At 45.2% G+C, this 19,032-nt stretch carries 14 protein-coding genes and 1 tRNA gene; 8 read left to right on the top strand and 7 right to left on the bottom strand.

Annotated features, from left to right (window positions below):
- Nucleotides 1-17: 17 nt before the first annotated feature.
- Complete coding sequence (locus tag RS24_RS09455; protein WP_021777984.1) at nucleotides 18-1,538, top strand: aldehyde dehydrogenase; 1,521 nt, start codon at nucleotides 18-20, stop codon at nucleotides 1,536-1,538.
- Between the two features lie 223 nt (nucleotides 1,539-1,761).
- Here RS24_RS09455 and RS24_RS09450 read toward each other — a convergent pair whose 3' ends face one another.
- The 3 genes from RS24_RS09450 to RS24_RS09440 all read right to left on the bottom strand — a co-directional run bounded on the left by RS24_RS09450 (nucleotide 1,762) and on the right by RS24_RS09440 (nucleotide 4,352).
- Nucleotides 1,762-3,021: a DUF1214 domain-containing protein gene (locus RS24_RS09450; protein WP_239642424.1), complete on the bottom strand. Its 1,260-nt coding sequence runs from the start codon at nucleotides 3,019-3,021 to the stop codon at nucleotides 1,762-1,764.
- Nucleotides 3,022-3,341: 320 nt separating this feature from the next.
- Complete coding sequence (locus RS24_RS09445) at nucleotides 3,342-3,923, bottom strand: hypothetical protein (RefSeq protein WP_021777982.1); 582 nt, start codon at nucleotides 3,921-3,923, stop codon at nucleotides 3,342-3,344.
- A gap of 138 nt (nucleotides 3,924-4,061) precedes the next feature.
- Nucleotides 4,062-4,352 carry a hypothetical protein gene (locus RS24_RS09440; RefSeq protein WP_021777981.1) on the bottom strand — a complete coding sequence of 97 codons (291 nt, stop codon included), beginning with the start codon at nucleotides 4,350-4,352 and terminating at the stop codon, nucleotides 4,062-4,064.
- A 1,358-nt stretch (nucleotides 4,353-5,710) separates the two neighbouring features.
- Here RS24_RS09440 and RS24_RS09435 point away from each other — a divergent pair.
- The gene (locus RS24_RS09435; protein ID WP_021777980.1) at nucleotides 5,711-6,619 is read left to right on the top strand and encodes a homocysteine S-methyltransferase family protein; all 909 of its coding nucleotides are present in this window, start codon (nucleotides 5,711-5,713) and stop codon (nucleotides 6,617-6,619) included.
- Between the two features lie 252 nt (nucleotides 6,620-6,871).
- Here RS24_RS09435 and RS24_RS09430 read toward each other — a convergent pair whose 3' ends face one another.
- On the bottom strand, nucleotides 6,872-7,846 hold the full coding sequence (locus RS24_RS09430; protein ID WP_021777979.1) for a tyrosine-type recombinase/integrase: 975 nt from the start codon (nucleotides 7,844-7,846) through the stop codon (nucleotides 6,872-6,874).
- Nucleotides 7,847-7,951: 105 nt separating this feature from the next.
- A tRNA-Arg gene (locus tag RS24_RS09425) sits at nucleotides 7,952-8,028 on the bottom strand.
- Nucleotides 8,029-8,202: 174 nt separating this feature from the next.
- Here RS24_RS09425 and RS24_RS09420 point away from each other — a divergent pair.
- Together RS24_RS09420 and RS24_RS09415 are read left to right on the top strand one after the other, a co-directional pair.
- Nucleotides 8,203-9,390 carry an acetyl-CoA C-acyltransferase gene (locus RS24_RS09420; protein ID WP_021777978.1) on the top strand — a complete coding sequence of 396 codons (1,188 nt, stop codon included), beginning with the start codon at nucleotides 8,203-8,205 and terminating at the stop codon, nucleotides 9,388-9,390.
- A 145-nt stretch (nucleotides 9,391-9,535) separates the two neighbouring features.
- The gene (locus RS24_RS09415; protein ID WP_021777977.1) at nucleotides 9,536-12,115 is read left to right on the top strand and encodes a TonB-dependent receptor; all 2,580 of its coding nucleotides are present in this window, start codon (nucleotides 9,536-9,538) and stop codon (nucleotides 12,113-12,115) included.
- Nucleotides 12,116-12,207: 92 nt separating this feature from the next.
- Here RS24_RS09415 and RS24_RS09410 read toward each other — a convergent pair whose 3' ends face one another.
- The gene (locus RS24_RS09410) at nucleotides 12,208-13,386 is read right to left on the bottom strand and encodes an acyl-CoA dehydrogenase (protein ID WP_051295643.1); all 1,179 of its coding nucleotides are present in this window, start codon (nucleotides 13,384-13,386) and stop codon (nucleotides 12,208-12,210) included.
- Between the two features lie 180 nt (nucleotides 13,387-13,566).
- On the opposite strand from RS24_RS09410, the gene RS24_RS09405 reads away from it, so the two are divergent.
- Both RS24_RS09405 and RS24_RS09400 read left to right on the top strand, forming a co-directional pair.
- Nucleotides 13,567-14,892: a spinster family MFS transporter gene (locus tag RS24_RS09405; protein ID WP_021777975.1), complete on the top strand. Its 1,326-nt coding sequence runs from the start codon at nucleotides 13,567-13,569 to the stop codon at nucleotides 14,890-14,892.
- A 92-nt stretch (nucleotides 14,893-14,984) separates the two neighbouring features.
- Nucleotides 14,985-17,156, top strand: a complete 2,172-nt coding sequence (locus tag RS24_RS09400) for a malate synthase G (RefSeq protein ID WP_021777974.1) — start codon at nucleotides 14,985-14,987, stop codon at nucleotides 17,154-17,156.
- Nucleotides 17,157-17,167: 11 nt separating this feature from the next.
- Here the strand turns inward: RS24_RS09400 and RS24_RS09395 are convergent, their stop codons facing one another.
- A complete protein-coding gene (locus tag RS24_RS09395; RefSeq protein WP_021777973.1) occupies nucleotides 17,168-17,623 on the bottom strand; it encodes a hypothetical protein in 456 nt (151 codons plus the stop codon).
- A gap of 43 nt (nucleotides 17,624-17,666) precedes the next feature.
- Here RS24_RS09395 and RS24_RS09390 point away from each other — a divergent pair, with 43 nt between their 5' ends.
- Entirely contained in the window at nucleotides 17,667-18,776 is a 1,110-nt protein-coding gene (locus tag RS24_RS09390) for a PQQ-dependent sugar dehydrogenase (protein ID WP_021777972.1), read from the top strand.
- Nucleotides 18,777-18,845: 69 nt separating this feature from the next.
- A complete protein-coding gene (gene rpmF / locus RS24_RS09385; RefSeq protein ID WP_021777971.1) occupies nucleotides 18,846-19,025 on the top strand; it encodes a 50S ribosomal protein L32 in 180 nt (59 codons plus the stop codon).
- The last annotated feature ends 7 nt before the right edge of the window (nucleotides 19,026-19,032 follow it).

Raw genomic sequence — 19,032 nt, 5'->3', positions numbered from 1 at the left:
TATTTGAAGGTTGTAAAATGAACGAGGCTCAAACTATCAAGGCGCAAGTCCAGCCGATTACTGAATGTAAAAACCTGATTAATGATGAAGCATTTGGCTCTGACTCGGTCCTGCCGGTTTATAATCCGGCGACCGGTGAGCAAATCGCCGCATTACATGAGGCCGATGCGCAGATTGTTGACCGCGCTGTTTCTGCGGCTCAAAAAAGCTTTCAATCCGGGGTTTGGCGCGATCTGACAGTTGAGGAACGGCAGTCGGTTTTGCGGAAGATTGCTCAATTTGTTGACGAGCATGCCGAGACCTTGGCCGGTCTCGAATGTCTCAACACCGGCATCCCCTATGCGCATCTGCTAGCAGGTCAAATCCGGCGTGTGGCCCTTAATTTCAGGTTTTTTGCAGATTATATTGGTCAATCCGAAGGGGATCTTTACACCCAGAATCCGGACTATCTGACCTATGTCAGGCGAGACCCGGTTGGGGTGTGCGCCCTAGTCGGGCCATGGAACGCGCCACTGGCTCTGACAACCATGAAACTGGCGGCGGCTTTGGCCTTCGGTAACAGCTGTGTGGTCAAAGCCTCAGAACAGACACCTATGACACTCCTCGCGCTCATGCCTTTGCTGCAGCAGGCTGGGGTACCTGACGGTGTGGTAAATGTTGTCAATGGGAGCGGCGTGGTGACTGGTGCAGCCCTCAGCGCACATGCAGGCATTGCCCGTATTTCATTCACCGGGGGTACGGAAACAGGAAAGCAGATCATGACCCTGGCGGCGCAAAATCTCACACCCGTCACAATGGAACTTGGCGGCAAGTCGGCAAATATCATATTTGCATCCGCTGACCTTGAAAAGGCTGTGGACGGGGCCTTGCTCGGTATTTTCTCCAATAATGGCCAACAATGTCTTGCCGGCTCCCGCATATTTTTGGAAAGCGGCATTGCAGGCGATTTTATTGACACCTTGATTACGCGCACCCAAAATATTCGCGTTGGCGACCCTTTCGACCCTGAAACCGAGATTGGTGCTCTTGGCTCCAAGACGCATATGGAAAAGGTCTTATCCTATGTCGGGATTGGCCAAAAGGAGGGCGGCAACCTGCTGACAGGAGGCGAGAGGATTGAGGCGTTGGCTCCGGGCGCCTTTATGCAGCCTACGTTGATGCAGGTTGGAGACAATGCCACGCGGTTATGCCAAGAAGAAATTTTCGGGCCTTTTGGGGTCATTCAGACATTTGACTCAGCTGAACAGGCCTGGGCCTTGGCCAATGACACCTCGTTTGGGTTGGTCAGTTATGTCTGGTCAGAAAACCTGTCGACCATCATGGACGCGCAGAAGCGTCTGGAGTCCGGCCTGTTATGGGTCAACACGCCGATGGTGAGGGAATTGAGGGCACCGTTTGGTGGTGTCAAGGACTCTGGCATCGGCCGAGAGAGTGGCAAAGCCTGCGAGCAGTTCTACACGGAGGAGAAAACCGTCACCCTCCCGGTTCAAAGCCAGATTTTAACAAAACTCGGCAATCCTGATACACGGGGTTCATAATCTATTAAAATGCAAAAAAATGGGCCGGCAGTATCAGCCAAAATAATGAAAAAAGTTTTTAACCAAAATCAGCGCTTATCAGGAAAGTCTCAGGCACATCGAACAATTTTGTGACAGCGCCTTTTTATGGCCAAAGCCTCCTAAAAGCCAGCAATGCGGACGGCGCCTTCCAGATTGCCCGAGGAGATAGATAAAGACATATAGTTATCCTCTCTCTTAAAAATTAGCTTTGTGCAACGCCTGACGTAACGGGTTTAAGGGTTTTGAGCGCATCCAGCCCGTTCTCTTTCAACTCTTCCAGAGCCACATCATACAGAACCACCTCCGGCGCAGGTGCCTGTGGTTTAATCAGCCGCAGGCTCATGCCGCCTTGTTTATGACCGAAGGGTGAAATGTAATTCCCTTGAACTCCGGGGTCTTCATGGGCGATGATGACCCGGATGGTGCCATCTGGGAGTTTTGTGGAAATTTTATTTTGGGTATAGCCGTTGCCATCCTCATAATTGTCGAGATTCTCCTGCCAGATATTGCACAGTTGAAAGATCCAGTATTCGCAGGTTCCCGGTGTGAACTCAATTACCAGCGCCCGGTCTTGCGGACAGGACCAGCGCCCGAAGCCATGATACCGGTCAGCGACACCGCCATTGGACAGATAAACCTCATCGTCAAAGACTATCCGGTTCTCGGATGCCGCCAAAGTTTCCTGCCACCAATGGCAGACCATATGGGCATAGGCCAGAACTGTCTGTCCGGCGCGGGCCAGATTGAGGCTGACATCACTCAGGTTGATTGGTCGTGGCGCGCTGCCGTCGGCCCGCCGGATGTCGAACTGTGGTGGAACGGTTTCTGCGCGGTCATGATAGACATTTCGAACCAGAAGGCCGGCGCAGTCGGCTTCGATCGGCAGCCAGTTAAGCCCTTCGCCCGGATTGTTGCGGCTGACTATGATTTCAAATTTACCCGCTTCGTCAGTTCTCAGCATATTGCTTTGAAGAAAACCCGTAGTGCGTAAGGCGGCGGGGTTGAACTCTGCAAGACCCTCTACACCGTTATCCGCCCAATCGCTACTGCCCGCATCAACCGGCATCGGAGCGCTCCACGACGCGATAACAAAATAAGGAATTGTGCCGAGCGAGCCCTCAATCACATAATCATGTGTGCCGTCTATGAATTCGCATAGCAGGTGATCTTGGTCAGGCGACTGGAAATTAATGCCCTGCCGCCAGGGGGTAACTCGTAGGCGAGGGCGTTCTGGCTCACTGTTTTCCATGAAGCGTTCTGCGCCATTTCGCATTAAGCGGGTAAGGAACCGGTACCATTCGGCACGATCAAGATCATCAAGAGGGGCTTCAATTGTGTCAATAAGTGTTCCCGCAATATCGAGAATACTGCAATAATCTCGCCAGGCCTGTCCGGAGGATACCCTTCGTTCCCCGTCTTGATAAACCCTGTCCGCAGCTTCGGTCATTGTGTTTCCACTCAATTTAAATAGGTTGGGTTGTAGGTGTTTAGATGCTTAATCCAAGTCAATATGCTCTTAAGACCTGATTTGAATTATTTGACCAAAACAAAAATTATTCTTTAACGTTAATTTTTAATTCACAAAAGCTCAACCTTGTTGGGACGTGAATAAAAACATGAATCCTAATCTGATAACTTGGAGGATAAGTCTTCAGATTAGGATTCATGTACCTTAATAACATGTTCGGTTACTTTTGGCCTGATATGAGGAGAACCGCTGCCAGGGTAAGGTCTTGCTAGAATAGTCTGCTTACAGCCTTAAATTTTACTTGTATTACTCACCTAATTTAAGACTCTGCCAATTCTTAGCAATGCCAAAAGAATAACCAGAAACCCGACTACCCCAAGCGTATCACCTATGAGGTAATGAATGAGGGTTCGCAACTGTGACTCCAAGTCAATACTTGAAGCTAGTATTACAGAGTTACCTATCGCATTAAAAACTGAAGCAACAAAACCCAACAAAATAAGACTTCGCCAATGCGAAATTGAGAGGTTTTGAACAGACAGATCAATTTTGCCGAAGTCAAAAAACAGAATTGCGATATAAGCACAAAAGGTTCCAGTCAGAATAAGAAAATAGTTCAAATAAAATGGTTCTGCGTGCCAATAAAACGATCGATAAATTACAAGACTAGCTAAGAAAAGAGGGATGATAGCCCTTTCTCGTAAAAGCCAAATTGAGACAACACGAACCCCATGCGGAAGAAATAGAAGTGCAGCAAATATTGTGCTTTCTGGAATAATGATTTCTTGCACTGGATATATAACGTATTGCACTAAAAAAAACATTAAAACGTAACCGAAGAATACAAAGCAGAATTCCTTCGCTGAAAACGACAGTGCATTTTTTAATAATTGCATTTGTTTCACATCTTATAAATCAGTCTTGTTCCAAACACAGAAGCTAGGAGCAGAGCTACTGCCCATTTAAAAGCTTTAATATATTTTTTCCTTGTTTGGGAATAAAAAATAAAGTTGTTTTCATAGAAAATTGCAAATTCAACACAGACGATATAGGCCCTTTTTTCGCCCTAAAGGCACCTCGATTGTTTTTCTTCGCAACAATTCACTAAGTGCATTGTAAAAAGTTGGCGCAGACATATTTGAGCATAACTCTTGCTGGATGATTGCTTTCGACGGAACAAATTCCGAAGCTCCCAGCTTTTCCTGAAGTATACCAATGGCAGCTACCACTAAACGTTCAGCTTCCGACAAGTCAGACAGACCTAAGTCGGCTTCCATCTGTTTTACAACTGCGATAAGGGACGAATAATTTTGTAGTGTATTCATTAGATAACAATTACCTTAAATAAGCTGATAATCTCTAATTGATGCTAAGTAACATAATAAATACATATATGGCTATTTTTACGGGTCAAGAAGATATACTGAACTTAACTTTAATCATTTCATAAGAAGTAGGTGTCCTTCAGGACGCCCAGCAAAAGACAGCTGAATTAACCGAAGTCATAAAAAGATAAGATCAGACCTTTGCTATAAAAATGATAGGCGCACCCGAGAGAGTTTGAACCTCTGACCTCTGCCTTCGGAGGGCAGCGGGACAGCAGCTGTAAGTCGGATGTTGTCCCTAAGGCCCCACAATAACGATGCCTAATTAACACGTTAAGCCTATTTGAGATGATGTGTCACATCAAGAGGTTTCTATTAAATTGGTGCGTTATTGGGTGTCTACTGTGACACCACTGTGACAGTCGGCAGCCTTGTGTGACTTATTGGCTTGAGGCGTCTAATCTTTAATTTAAAATACCATTTAAAGGCTCTCAGGAGTCCTCTGGGAGTCATTTTGTGATCTCCGGTGGGTGGGGTCAAAAGACTAAAGGCGCCTGTGTGAGTCTCTATTCGATGCTTGCGGGGTAACCCTAAGTATGCCCCTTTGAGACGAGATTAGCCCTTCGGGTAAGAGAAAAAACAATCATACGACACAAAATTGGCGCTAAAAATACACCCAAATATTTTGTAATAATATTGCTCAAATAGGGTTTAAATTGAAACAAATAATTATGTCCACCCCTAGGGGGAACAGTAGGCCTTTGAGACGACAACTTATCTTGTGCCCGGAGGCGTAAACTTAAGAGTAGACGACAAACCAAATTGGAGACACTTAGGTTAACTATAGTGGTCTTAGGTGGCTGCTATAGTGGATTGTAAGATTTAAACAATGAGTTAAGAGCCAAAGAGGCTGAGTTGGCGCCTTAGTAATGATTTTAGTCATAATAATTCATTTAACTGAGGGGATCACTTTAGACCACTATAGTTAACTTTAGAAAACCTAAGTGGGTTGAGGCTTTATTTGTCGTTTCCTCTAGAGAATTGTTGTGGTTATTCTTTTAGGAATACTACTAGCTAAAACTAAGGGGGTCTTTAGTGTACTAAAACACCTTCAACAACATGGTCTCTGACGACACAATTTATAGTTGGTTGTTAAACAAATTAGGTGAACTGAAGTTTATAAAAAAGCATACACTACTATTGCATTTTATAGCCCCAGTGTGCATTAAAATTAACTGAATGAGATGGAGAGAACCTATGAGATTACCCCCACAATTGGTTTAGCCCTCAGGTGCCAATTGACCTATTAGTGTAACACTGTTGGATTTCATCAGAAATTGAGCGGGAGGTGTAAGACCATGACTGAAATTGCCTTTCTTGATGGCGGGCTGGGCCAGGAGATTAATAAACGTTCAAGCGCGCCAGGCGCGCACCCATTATGGTCGATCATGGTCATGATAGAGGAAGGCCCCGATATCATCAAAGCGGTGCATCATGACTTTATCAACGCCGGGTCAAAAGTGGTGGCGGTTAACGCCTATAGCGCCACCCCGACCCGGATGACCGCCAACGGTTATGGCGAGCATTTTGAGGCAGTGCAAAAGACTGCTGTCAGGCTGGCCCGTGATGCCAGAGATGAAGCCGGTGCCGATGTGGCCATTGCCGGATGCCTGCCTCCGCTGGTCGCCAGCTACGTTGCTAGCGCTGCCCATGATTACGAACAGTCGCTGGATGAATACAGAAAAATTGTCGCCATGCAGAAAGACGGTGTTGATCTGTTCCTGATTGAAACGATCTCAAACCTCAGTGAGGCCCGTGCCGCTGTCACCGCTGTTACCGAGGCCGGGTTCAAGGCGTTTGTCGGCCTGACCATTGCCGATGACCTGACCGCGACCCTGCGATCAGGCGAAAAGCTGGACAGCGTGCTCGAAGCCCTCGCCGATGATGGTGTTGAGGCGGTGATGCTGAACTGCTCTATCCCTGAAGCGATTGACGCGGCCATACCTGCGCTGGCATCCAGCGGATTGCGCTTTGGGGCCTATGCCAACGGCTTCACCGCGATTGATGGCATGACCCCGGGGTCTACGGTTGATAATCTTGAGGCAAGAAAGGACCTGGGGCCTGAGGCGTATGCCGTGCATGTTGACCGCTGGATTGGGCATGGGGCCAGCATCATCGGCGGGTGTTGCGAAATCGGCCCGGACCATATCGCCTTTCTGGCTGATCACCTGACAGGGCAAGGCCATGAGCTGGTCAAGCTCGGCTGATCATCCGCCGTTCAGGCTGATGCAGCTGTCACGCATACCCGCGATGGTGGATAGTTGATAAGGACATTCAGCTTAATAGCTACGAGTGCATTGTGCACTCAAACAAATTAGCTGCTTAATATTGTAGGCGTAGTCACTCTCTTTGTCGTTATCTGGCATTTAATCCTCCACAACCAACAACAACCCTTTAACGGTAATTTTGGATTCACAAAAACTCAACCCCACCCGGGGTCTGAATTACAAATAGGGATCCTAATCGTTTAACTTAGATACAACATCTTCAGCCCTAAGATGCGTGTACCTGAATAGCATCCTCGGATCCTTGTGGCCGGATATGAGGGCAACCTCGGGAAGGCTCAGGCCCCTCTCGAATAGCCTGCTGACGGCTTCGTGTCTTAAGTCGTGGAACCTCAAGTCTTCGATGCCTGCTGCGGCGACTATTCGTTCCCACGAAAGACGAAAAGCGTTTGCTGACGTCGGGAATATTAACTCTGTTTCTTTTGTGATTTCTTTGAGGACGCTTCTAGCCGTTGAGCTAAGAGGGATGATCCTCTCTTCTCCATTTTTTGTTGTAGGTATTCTGAGTGTTGTTAGGTCGTCGCCTAGGTGCTGCCAACGCATCGACAAAATCTCTCCGCGTCTCATCGCCGTCTCTAAGGCAATAATGATGATCGGCTGCATCCACCACTTTCTCCTTTCGGCAACCTCAAGAAGCTTTGAGTATTCTTCAACCGAAAGCCTTCTTTCTCTAGATTTCGGCTGCTTGGGGAGGCGAAGCCGCCTCGCAGGATTATCTTTGAGGGGAACTCCCCACTCTCTGATGCCGACTTCGATGGCGTGCCTAAATATGACGACGTCTCTTCTTAGAGTTGAAGAGGCGACTTTGTTGAGGCGTCTGTCTCTGTAGGCTGCAACATGCTGGCTGCTTAATTCTGATATTCTGATGGCGCCGATGTCGTCTCTTTTGATGGCGTTTATTCTGTAAGTTTCTTCCCTCCAACCCCTCTTATTTGGTGTGACCTCAGTCAGGTATTTGTCGAGTAAGTCTGAGACGCTGATGATTGGTGTTTTTTTGTCGTCGAAGTCGCCTCTGTCCATCGAGGCTTCCATCTGACGAGACCATTTGAGTGCGTCCTTCTTATTATGAAATGACTTCGAGACGCCTCTAAAGCCGTCCCTTCTAACCTGAGCCTGCCATTTGCTGCCCCTCTTTCTAACCGTCGCCAAAGCTAATACTCCCAAATCTGCTGTGACACCACTGTGACAGTCGACGCATTTGGGGGCTTAGGGAATGAGGTGCCTTGGGTAAGCCGTTGTTATGACTTAAGAAATTGGCGCACCCGAGAGGATTTGAACCTCTGACCTCTGCCTTCGGAGGGCAGCGCTCTATCCAGCTGAGCTACGGGTGCATATGAGCAAATTTATACACCAATAAGGCGCCAAGACAATGTTCATAATTATTACGAAAAAAATGCTGATAAATGGATGTTTACAAAAAAGGTATAATTTTTAGTCGGGTGCAAAACCTTATTGTGCATACGAAATAAAATATGCATTATGCGCCTAAACATATGGGAGAATTTATGACTAAGGAAGCAGTGATTGTATCAAGCGCTCGAACTGGATTGGCAAAATCTGGGCGGGGTGGGTTTAATATAACGCATGGCGCCGCAATGGGCGGTCATGTCATTAAAAGCGTGATCGAGCGTGCTGGAGTTGATCCGGGTGAAATTGAAGATGTGCTTATGGGTTGCGGTTGGCCGGAAGGCGCAACTGGCAATAATATCGCTCGATTATCTGCGATGAGAGCTGGATGCCCTGACACAGTAAGCGGTGTAACAGTTAATCGCTTTTGTTCTTCTGGTTTGCAAACCATAGCAATGGCAGCAGGGCAGGTTTTGACTGAAGATGTACCTATGGCTATTGGAGCAGGTATCGAGTCTATCTCTTTGGTAACAATGCAGGGTCCGAATATGAACAATTTTACAGAGGACAGCTTAATGCAAACTCATCCAGACCTTTGGATGACAATGATTGAAACAGCCGATATTGTCGCCGAGCGTTATAATGTTTCTCGCGAGGCGCAGGACGAATATGCATTGCAAAGTCAGCAGCGTATGGCTGCTGCTCAGGCAGCTGATCTTTTTAAAGATGAAATTGTACCACTCGAAACTAAAATGAAGGTTGTCAATAAAGAGACAGGTGAAGAAAGCATTGTCGATACAGTTGTTGATCGTGATGACTGTAACCGTCCAGATACAACATTAGAGGGGCTGGCATCTCTTAAGCCTGTTCGCGGTGAAGATAAATTTATCACCGCTGGTAATGCCTCTCAATTATCCGATGGCGCGGCGGCCGTACTGGTTATGGAAGCTAAAGAGGCTGAGAAACGTAATATTGAACCACTAGGTGCTTTTCGAGGTTTTGCTGTAGCAGGTTGTGCGGCGGATGAGATGGGCATTGGACCTGTTTTTGCTGTACCTCGCCTGTTGGAACGTAAAGGTCTCACGGTTGATGATATTGACCTGTGGGAGCTAAACGAAGCCTTCGCAAGTCAGGCACTCTATAGTAGAGACCGACTTGGCATTGATAATGAAAAATTCAACGTTAATGGCGGTTCTATTGCCATTGGCCACCCGTTTGGTATGACTGGTGCGCGTCTAGTGGGCCATGCGCTTATGGAGGGCAAACGACGTAAAGCTAAAAATGTTGTAGTTACAATGTGTATTGGTGGCGGAATGGGAGCGGCAGGTTTATTTGAAGTATTTTAACTACTGCCTTAAAACTTAGTTGTAAATATATCACATAAATTATAACGCTCAGATTTTTGGACCTAAATACTTATTTTTTAGTTACTTATTTAAACAACTATGCTTAATTATTCACAAATATTTTAAAATTTGGAGGGATATCTCTATGCGAGAAAACACTTTAATTAAATTTGGTGTAACATCACTTATCGGAGTGTTAGCTTTCACCGGGTCTGTATTTGCCCAAGTTGATGAGATTATTGTTAGTGCACAGAAGAGGGAGACAGCACTTGTTGACACACCTGTTTCTGTAGCAGTTATAACTTCTAAAGACCTTGAATTAACTGAAGCAAATGATATTTCAGAGCTTCAGTTTTCCGTACCATCAGTTAAATTTACTCAAAATCAAAATGCCTTGAACAATACAATTTTCATCAGGGGTTTTGGTAATGGTACGAACAACCCGGGTATTGAGCCATCTGTAAGTGTTGTAGTTGACGGAGTATCAAGAACCAGAAACCAGTCAGCCCTTAATGACTTATTAAGTGTTGAACAAGTTGAAGTTATTAGAGGTCCACAATCTTCACTTTTTGGTAGATCAGCTTCTGCTGGTGTAATTAACATCAAAACAAAGCTCCCAGAAAATGAATTTGGAGGCAAGGTATCGTTGACCGGTGGTAACGATAATCACAGAAAGATAGCAGGTACCGTAACTGGACCATTATCTGATACGACATCGTTTAGACTATCAGCCTCGAGAAATGAGAGAGATGGTTACTTAACGAATACAGTTACTGGTAACGATATTAATAATCGAGACAGATACGCCATTCGGGGTCAAATTCTATCTGAATTATCCGATGAACTAACAATGCGCATTATCGCAGATTATGATTCTCTCGATGAGGTGTGTTGTGGTATTGCTCAACTGAATTCTGGCTTGATTGATGGTGCACTAATTCAAGCTGGTATTTTGGCTGGCCGACCACCTGTTGGGAGCCATTCTGGTAGGTTCGGAGCAAACTTTGATCCTTCGTCTAAAGCTGAAGGTAGAGGTGTATCAGCTCAATTTGATTTAGATTTAGGTTCTTCAACATTTACTTCGATTACTTCTTATCGTGAGAATGACTTTTCTGCTAGCGCTGATGTCGACTTCCTCCCAGCAGATATTTTAATCGAGTCAGTCGATTATGGATTCGAGACGTTTACTCAAGAATTTCAACTTAAATCTGATGGCAGCGGTGATGTAAGATGGATGCTCGGTGCATACTATATGGATGAGGATATAGTAAATGACAGATCTGTCTTATTTAGAGATACTGCAGGTATTCGGAATGTTGTTGACACTCTGTTAGCTATTCAAGGCTCTGGCCTTAATGCTGTTGCAACACAAGTTGCTCAGGGTGCAATTCTTCAAGTTGCTGGATTACCGAGTGGCACACAAGTACTTGCAGGATTTGCTAACCCTGGGAACCCTCAAGTTGGTGCTTTCTTGGATGCAAATGGTGATCCTATAGGAGCTGCGGTATTTACTGATCCAGCCACGGCTCTTATTGCCCAGGGCGCTGTTCAGCAAACAGTTGCAACTTTCCTAGGTACTAGCATTGCAGATTCTTGGTATGTTGCTGGTCAGGGTATTCAAGATACTGACTTTAACGTAAACACTGAAACACTTCAGCTATATGGGCAGTTAGACTGGGATCTTACTGAAAATTTAACAATTGATTTTACTGCAGCATATATTGACGATAAGAAGACAGTTGTTACTGATGTTGACATTATTGATAACTTCTCCGAAATTGCAGTTGCTGCAAATCCTGCAACTGCACCATTGACAGCTATTCAATTTTTCCCACAATTTGCGAACTACCCTAATGCAAATGAAGATGGGGTATTTGAATCTAGTGAAGTCACAACATCAACTAAACTGATCTGGTCTTTAGATGATGACACAAATGTATATGCGAGTTACTCCACAGGGTTTAAGCCTATCTCAGTAAGTGTGTCCACTGATCCAGCAGTATATGCGGGTCTGCCTTTCGACACTTCTAGATACTATGCTGAACCAGAAGAAGTAACACTCCTAGAAGTTGGTTTTAAGAAACAGTTGGATAACGGATACATCAATGTAACTGCTTTTAGCCAGACTATTGAAAACTTCCAAAGCAATAATTTTGCTGGCACTGGCTTTAACCTTGCCAATGCCGAAGAACAAGAAAACATAGGTATCGAAATAGACTCCATGATTTTCTTCAGCGAAAACTTCTTCACAACTTTAGCTGTTCAATACATTGATGCTGAATTTGTAAAGCACACATTTGGGACTTGTGATCGAACTCGTTCTGGGGATCCAACAGATGACTGTGCACCTGGTGAGATATATAGAGATATAAGTGGTACAACACCTGCTAGTATTCCTGACTTATCATTCTCTTTATCAGGTAATTATAGATTTGACTTATCAGAGAATACTGATGGCCTTCTAAGAATTGAATATTTCCATGAGGCTGAGCACCAAGCAACTGACACTGTTTCAGAGGCAATTGCTCCAAGAGGTGTCGACATGATAAATGCTGCATTGAATATCACTAACAGGGATAATGGTTTCTCCGTAACTCTATGGGGCAGAAATATCAATGATGATGAATTCATTCAAACAGCATTCAACGTACCAGGCTCCGATTCTCAGGGTGCGTATCCTGCACCAGGAGCGATATATGGTCTCACAGTAGCTAAAGAATTCTAAGTTAGCTTTAAAACAAATTTAACTAGGGCGGCTTTTGAGCCGCCCTTTTTTTGTTTAAAATCTGAAGACAAGAAAATTAATAATAATAGTGTCTAGAAGAATGCTTGCGCACCCGTTTGCGACCTCCCAAGAATTAAGGCGTGAATATCATGCGTCCCTTCATAGGTGTTCACCGTCTCAAGGTTTTGCACGTGACGCATGACATCATATTCCAACGAGATGCCATTACCGCCATGCATATCTCTAGCTTGTCTGGCAATATCCAGCGCCTTACCACAATTATTTCTTTTCATCAGGCTGATGGTTTCAGGTGCTGCGCTGGCATTATCGATCATCCGACCAAGCCTTAACGCACCCTGCAGACCGAGCGCAATTTCGGTTTGCATATCGGCAAGTTTTTTCTGAAATAATTGTGTATGTGCTAGAGGCTTGCCGAATTGTTTTCTGTTGAGGCCATAGTCTCGCGCCGCATGCCAGCAAAACTCCGCCGCGCCCATTGACCCCCAGCAAATACCGTAACGTGCCCTGTTTAGACAGCCAAACGGGCCTTTGAGCCCTTCTATGTGCGGCAGGAGATGATCTTCGCTTACCTCAACATCATTCAGGATGATTTCACCTGTAATAGAGGTCCGGAGAGAAAGCTTGTTATGGATTTTCTTAGTTTCGAGGCCGGCCATGCCTTTTTCAAGTACAAAGCCTCGAATGGTATTGTTATGTGCCTGCGATTTTGCCCAGATGACAAATATATCGGCAATCGGAGCATGAGAAATCCAGATTTTCGAGCCGGTTATCCTATAGCCCTTGTTGGTTTTTTCTGCGACAGTTTTCATACCCGCAGGGTCTGAGCCGGCTTCGGGTTCTGTAAGGCCAAAGCAGCCAATTTTTTCGCCTGATGTTAGCCCTGGCAAATATTTATCTTTCTGTGCGTCGCTGCCATAGGCATAGATAGGATAAATAACGAGGCTGGATTGCACCGACATCATGGAACGATAGCCGCTATCAATGCGTTCAATTTCTCTGGCAACAAGACCATAGGAAACATAATTTGCACCGACACCGCCATATTTTTCCGGCAATGTGACACCTAACAGCCCAAGCTTACCCATAAGTGGAATGGTCTCAGTGTCTACAATTTCATCCGTATATGCCTTACGAACTCGCCCGACCAAATGTTCATTGGCAAATGAGCGCGCTGAGTCTCGAAACATTTTTTCTTCATTGGTGAGTTGATCTTCCAAAAGAAAAGGATCATCCCAGACAAATTTGTCCATATTGGGACGATTCACTAACTCTATGAGATTTTGTTCATCTTCAATCGGCGCTGAGCTCATGGAGATAATTCCTAATAAGCAGGTTTGATGACACAGATATTTATTAAATGTTTACAGATTAATCTTAGTCGGCAAAGATAAATTATATCAATAATTTAATCTGTCTGTTGGAGAAATAATTTGTCGAATAAAAAGAAGAATGCGTCGCAGGTTTTAGAAACAGATACAGGGTCACGAATGAGCAGTCATCTGCTTCTTGCACTTTTGACCTTCATCAATATTTTGAATTTTGTCGATAGACAACTCATTGCAAGCTTTGCAAATGATATTAAACCAGATTTGAATTTGAGTAATTTCCAATATAGTTTGCTGACTGGTTTTTCTTTCATTCTGTTTTACTCGATAATGGGTTTGTTTATGGGAACGCTTGCCGATAGGTTGCACAGACCAAGGCTACTCGCATTTGGGCTTGGATTGTGGAGTCTGTTAACGGCGTTTTCTGGCATGGCAAGAAGTTTCACAGCGATGCTAATACCGCGTATGCTTATTGGGGTTGGTGAAAGTGTTGCAACGCCGACGTCGCTCTCGCTTTTATCGGATAGATATAATAAGGCGGAATTAGGTCTTGTATCTGCCATCTATTATCTGGGTGTGCCGCTTGGGATTGCGGCCAGCCTTTTAATCGCGGGATATATTGGCCCGTTAATTGGCTGGCGGACATGTTTCCTGCTGATTGGAGGTGTCGGCGTTGTCATTGCGCTTTTCCTCTTATTTCTGCCTGAAACGCCGCGTATGGGCCTCTCTTCGAGCTCTCAAAATATTGAGAAAATGCCCTTCAAAGAAATTATTTCAAATATTTTGAAATTGATAAGGCAATATTCTTCTTTGCGTTATGTCATCATTGCGGGGGTGATGTTTCACGTCATGCTTGGAGCGGCGGCCTTTGAACAACTCTGGCTGGTACAGGAACGCGGTTTTGAGAAATCTGATATTTTGGTGAAGTCAGGTTGGATTGCAGTTTTTGCCGGTATTTTGGGTAATCTTTCAGGAGGCATTCTTGGTGATATCTGGCAGAGAAAAACCAATAGTGGGCGACCCATGTTTTTATTTTGGGCATTTCTGATTTTGCTACCGATTGGTCTGATGTATCGCCTGTCCGACCCGAATGCGCCAATTTTTTGGGTTGGGATGTTTTTTGCCTATTTTCAATTGGGTCTCGTTTATGGCCCAAGTTTCTCCACAGTGCAGGAATTATCACCCCCTAGATATAAAGCGACACTTATCGCCTTTTATATCCTGACAATGAACCTCGTCGGGCTTGGTGTTGGTGGGACACTTGCGGGCATTCTTGCAGATGTTCTATTTAATAATAATGTTGCGGAACCATATACCATAACGCTGATTGTTTTTTCTGTGCTGGCTGCATCTGGTATCCCTTTACTTTACCTCTCAGGAAAAAGATTTTTTGTTGACCGGGTAGATTTGCTGAATAGCCTTGATAAATAAGACAATTTATCAACACCATTTAAATTTACTTCACATATTAAAAAAAGTATATCGTATGGTTCCTTTATTTATAAATAATCTGAGTAATCCTGATGCAAAGTCGTAAAGTTATTAATGATTTACACATTGATGAACTCTTAGTTGATTTCGTCGCCAATGAAGCCACTGCCGATCTGGACATAACTGCGGAACAGTTCTGGCAGGCCTGTTCTAATATTTTACTGAAACATGCACAAACCAATAAGGATTTGTTAGCAAAGCGCGACGAGTTGCAAAAACAAATTGATGATTGGCTTGCCAATAGTGCCGGACAAGCATTTGATGCGGCGGCATATCGTCAGTTTCTTGAAGATATTGGATATCTTCTGCCGGAAGGAGATGCTTTCTCGATTGAGACCGATAATGTGGATCCTGAGATTGCTGATATTGCCGGACCCCAACTCGTTGTTCCGGTTAAAAATGCCAGATATGCATTAAACGCTGCCAATGCACGCTGGGGCAGTTTGTATGATGCTTTTTACGGTACGGATGTCATCTCCAGAGAAGGCGATTTGGCACCTGAGGGCAGTTATAATCCGCTTCGCGGTGCAGAAGTTATTAAGCGCGCCAAAGCGTTTCTTGATGATTTCGTCGGACTTGAAAATGCCAGCCATGCGGATGTTACTGCTTATGAGATTTCGGATGGGGCATTGCAGGCAACGCTCGCCTCTGGTGATATAACAGCTCTTGCCTCACCTGAAAAATTTATCGGTTATCAAGGCTCTGCAGTTGCACCGAGTTCTATTTTGTTGTGCAATCATGATTTGCATATCGACATAATCATTAACCGTGACCATCCCATTGGGCGCGATGACCCGGCGGGCATTGCAGATGTCGAGCTTGAGTCAGCGGTAACTACGATTATGGATTGTGAAGACTCTGTCGCGGCTGTAGATGCCGAGGATAAGGTTGAGACCTATCGTAATCTGCTTGGTTTGTTACGCGGGGATCTCGCTTGCGATATGGTTAAAGGGGGTAAAACAATCACCCGATCCTTGAACAAAAACCGCGATTACATAAGCGCAATTGGCGCGCCGGTGACGTTGAAAGGACTGAGCCTCATGCTCATTCGCAATGTCGGGCACCTCATGACCAACCCCGCCATTCTCGATTCAGATGGTAATGAAATTCCAGAAGGTATCATGGATGCGCTGATGACGGGTTTATTGGCCTGGCATGATTTGAACAAAACTGATGTAGCGGCAAAAAATAGTCCCGCGGGTTCGGTCTATATTGTGAAGCCGAAAATGCATGGGCCTGAAGAAGTTGCTTTTTGTAATCAGCTTTTTGCCGATGTGGAAACTGAACTTGGTCTTGCGCCATTGACCCTTAAAATAGGGATTATGGATGAGGAACGCCGCACGACGCTTAATTTAAAAGAATGTATCCGTGCGGCCAAACAGCGTGTGATTTTCATTAATACAGGCTTTCTAGACCGCACAGGCGATGAGATTCATACATCCATGATGGCCGGGCCAATGATCCGTAAGGCGGATATGAAAGCGGCGTCTTGGCTGACTGCTTATGAAGATTGGAATGTGGATGTCGGACTTGAATGCGGTCTTAAAGGCAAAGCCCAAATTGGCAAAGGTATGTGGGCAATGCCAGATTTGATGGCGGATATGCTGAATACCAAAATCGGCCACCCAAAAGCTGGTGCGGATTGTGCTTGGGCACCGTCGCCAACTGCGGCAACTCTTCATGCGCTTCATTATCACATGGTAGATGTGGATGCGATTCAAGACACGTTAGCGTCGCGCCCACGTGCGGCGATTGAAGATATTTTATCTATTCCTGTAGCCGAGCGCCCAAATTGGGGTGAGTCGGATATTCAGCAGGAGTTGGATAACAACGCACAGGGTATTCTCGGTTATGTTGTGCGCTGGGTTGAACAGGGTGTTGGCTGTTCAAAAGTACCGGATATTCATAATGTTGGTTTAATGGAAGACCGCGCGACATTGAGGATTTCCAGCCAGCATATGGCGAATTGGTTGCTTCACGGCATTGTTGATGAGGCACAGGTTATGGAAACGATGAAGCGCATGGCGACGGTTGTGGACGGTCAAAATGCGGGCGATCCAGAATATAAGCCAATGGCGGATGATTTTGAGGGTAGTATTGCGTTTCAAGCGGCGTGTGATTTGGTTTTCAAAGGTAAAGAACAGCCTAGCGGTTATACCGAGCCTCTCCTTCATCAAAGAAGGCTAGAATTTAAGGCGACTTAGTGGGTATGGCCCTAAGAAGTTATTTTACGTCTTATGAAGCTGAAGGTAAGAGCAGCTAACCCGCTACATGCAGATAAGGCTAGTAATCCTGCAATGGTTCTGGATGCACCTATAGGTGTGACACCGAGTAAGTTGTTCATCAATGTCAGTGCAGTCAAGGCTGAGACAATGCCTGCCGTCACGTCAATTAAATACCGGTTGAAAGGTAAAAACCTTGATGCGAAGTCAGCTGCTATTAGGGAAATCACCAGCCCAACCCCAAAAATAATTGAATATAGTGGAGCAAGATAAATCAGATCGTGACTTATCGTTGCCAGCCAGACATTATTCGGTACATCAATACCCATGGCAATGATTTCCATCATGGCAAAACTTGTTACCAAAGTAATGCCAAGAAGGTTTAATATCACCATGGCAGGAACAAAGGCACAGATGAGTGTCAAAATTGATTTTATAATTTTTGGCATGACTATCTTTTTAAATGAACAGTTTTAATCTATACCCAGAAATATGAATAATATGAAATATCTTGCAAGTTTATTTATAGCTTTTTTCTTATTTAGCTTTGTGGTTTTTACACAGCCTGCAATTGCGGTGGATTACCGTCTGGTAAAAATCACCGATGAACTAAATGAGCCATGGGGGCTGGCTTTCCTGCCAAATGGTGATTTGCTGGTGACAGAACTTTCTGGCTCTCTAAAACGCGTGAGTAATGGCAAGGTATCGGATCCTATACATAATGTCCCAGAAGTCCTTTATGAGGGGCAAGGCGGTTTGATGGATGTTGTTCTCCATCCTAATTTCACGACGAATAATCTCGTCTATCTGACTTATGCCGCCGGGACATCTGAAGCCAACCATCTGGTGCTGATGCGTGCCCGTCTGGAGGGTGATACGCTCATGAATCCAGAAATACTCTATAAAACTCAAAATCGTAATCGCCCTGTGCATTATGGTGGCAGGCTTGTGTTTTTGAACGATGGTTCACTTATCCTGACGCATGGCGATGCTTTTGATGAGCGTGAAAAAGCGCAAGATTTAAGCTCTAGCTCCGGAAAAATTCTCCGTCTAACAGAAACCGGCGATGTGCCGCCCGATAATCCATTTATTAACCAATCTGGTGTGCTACCGGAAATTTTCAGCTACGGGCATAGGAATCCGCAGGCAGTCGTTTATGACCCGCAATCAAATCTGATTTATACGCATGAGCACGGCCCACGCGGCGGCGATGAACTTAATCTCATGCGCCCAGGGGTGAATTATGGCTGGCCTGCAATTACCTATGGCATTGATTATAGCGGTGCAACAATCTCGCCCTACACGTCCTTGCCCGGCATGGAGCAGCCCTTGACCTATTGGGATCCTTCAATCGCGCCATCGGGCATGACCCTTTATCAGGGCGAATTGTTTCCAAAATGGCAAGGCGATTTATTTTTAACAAGCCTGAGGTTCAAAAATGTTTATCGCATTGATATGCAGGATAGGACTCCCGGTGACCAACAAACGCTGTTTTCGGATATTAAGGAACGCCTAAGAGATATTCGTACAGCTCCTGACGGGAGCCTTTATATCTTGGCTGAGGGAGAGAATGGCACTATCTGGCAGGTTTTGCGTAAATAGCGGGCAATAGGGGTGGACGTTTCACCGCTTCTGCCCTATAAAATCTCAAATATTTTATGGAGTTTCAAAATGGCTGTACCAAAGCGAAAAACGACACCGTCCAGACGCGGTATGCGACGTGCTTCTGATGCGCTGAAAAGCACTACCTATGTCGAAAATCCAGATAGTGGCGAATTGCATCGCCCCCATCATATTGATTTGAAAAGCGGCATGTATCGTGGTCGTCAGGTTATTGAGCCAAAGGACTAAGTGTCTG

It is taken from the genome of Candidatus Micropelagos thuwalensis (assembly GCF_000469155.1).
Taxonomy (GTDB): Bacteria; Pseudomonadota; Alphaproteobacteria; order RS24; family RS24; genus Micropelagius; species Micropelagius thuwalensis.
Note: the sequence above shows the minus strand (reverse complement) of the source record. Positions and strands in the feature narration are given on the sequence as shown.

What these genes read in the sequence shown, in the direction of transcription:
- RS24_RS09400 (WP_021777974.1), top strand. Translation starts at nt 14,985, where the DNA reads ATGCAAAGTCGTAAAGTTATTAATGATTTACACATTGATGAACTCTTA.
- RS24_RS09410 (WP_051295643.1), bottom strand. Translation starts at nt 13,386, where the DNA reads ATGGACAAATTTGTCTGGGATGATCCTTTTCTTTTGGAAGATCAACTC.
- RS24_RS09415 (WP_021777977.1), top strand. Translation starts at nt 9,536, where the DNA reads ATGCGAGAAAACACTTTAATTAAATTTGGTGTAACATCACTTATCGGA.
- RS24_RS09445 (WP_021777982.1), bottom strand. Translation starts at nt 3,923, where the DNA reads ATGCAATTATTAAAAAATGCACTGTCGTTTTCAGCGAAGGAATTCTGC.
- RS24_RS09390 (WP_021777972.1), top strand. Translation starts at nt 17,667, where the DNA reads ATGAATAATATGAAATATCTTGCAAGTTTATTTATAGCTTTTTTCTTA.
- RS24_RS09455 (WP_021777984.1), top strand. Translation starts at nt 18, where the DNA reads ATGAACGAGGCTCAAACTATCAAGGCGCAAGTCCAGCCGATTACTGAA.
- rpmF (WP_021777971.1), top strand. Translation starts at nt 18,846, where the DNA reads ATGGCTGTACCAAAGCGAAAAACGACACCGTCCAGACGCGGTATGCGA.
- RS24_RS09435 (WP_021777980.1), top strand. Translation starts at nt 5,711, where the DNA reads ATGACTGAAATTGCCTTTCTTGATGGCGGGCTGGGCCAGGAGATTAAT.
- RS24_RS09420 (WP_021777978.1), top strand. Translation starts at nt 8,203, where the DNA reads ATGACTAAGGAAGCAGTGATTGTATCAAGCGCTCGAACTGGATTGGCA.
- RS24_RS09440 (WP_021777981.1), bottom strand. Translation starts at nt 4,352, where the DNA reads ATGAATACACTACAAAATTATTCGTCCCTTATCGCAGTTGTAAAACAG.
- RS24_RS09395 (WP_021777973.1), bottom strand. Translation starts at nt 17,623, where the DNA reads ATGCCAAAAATTATAAAATCAATTTTGACACTCATCTGTGCCTTTGTT.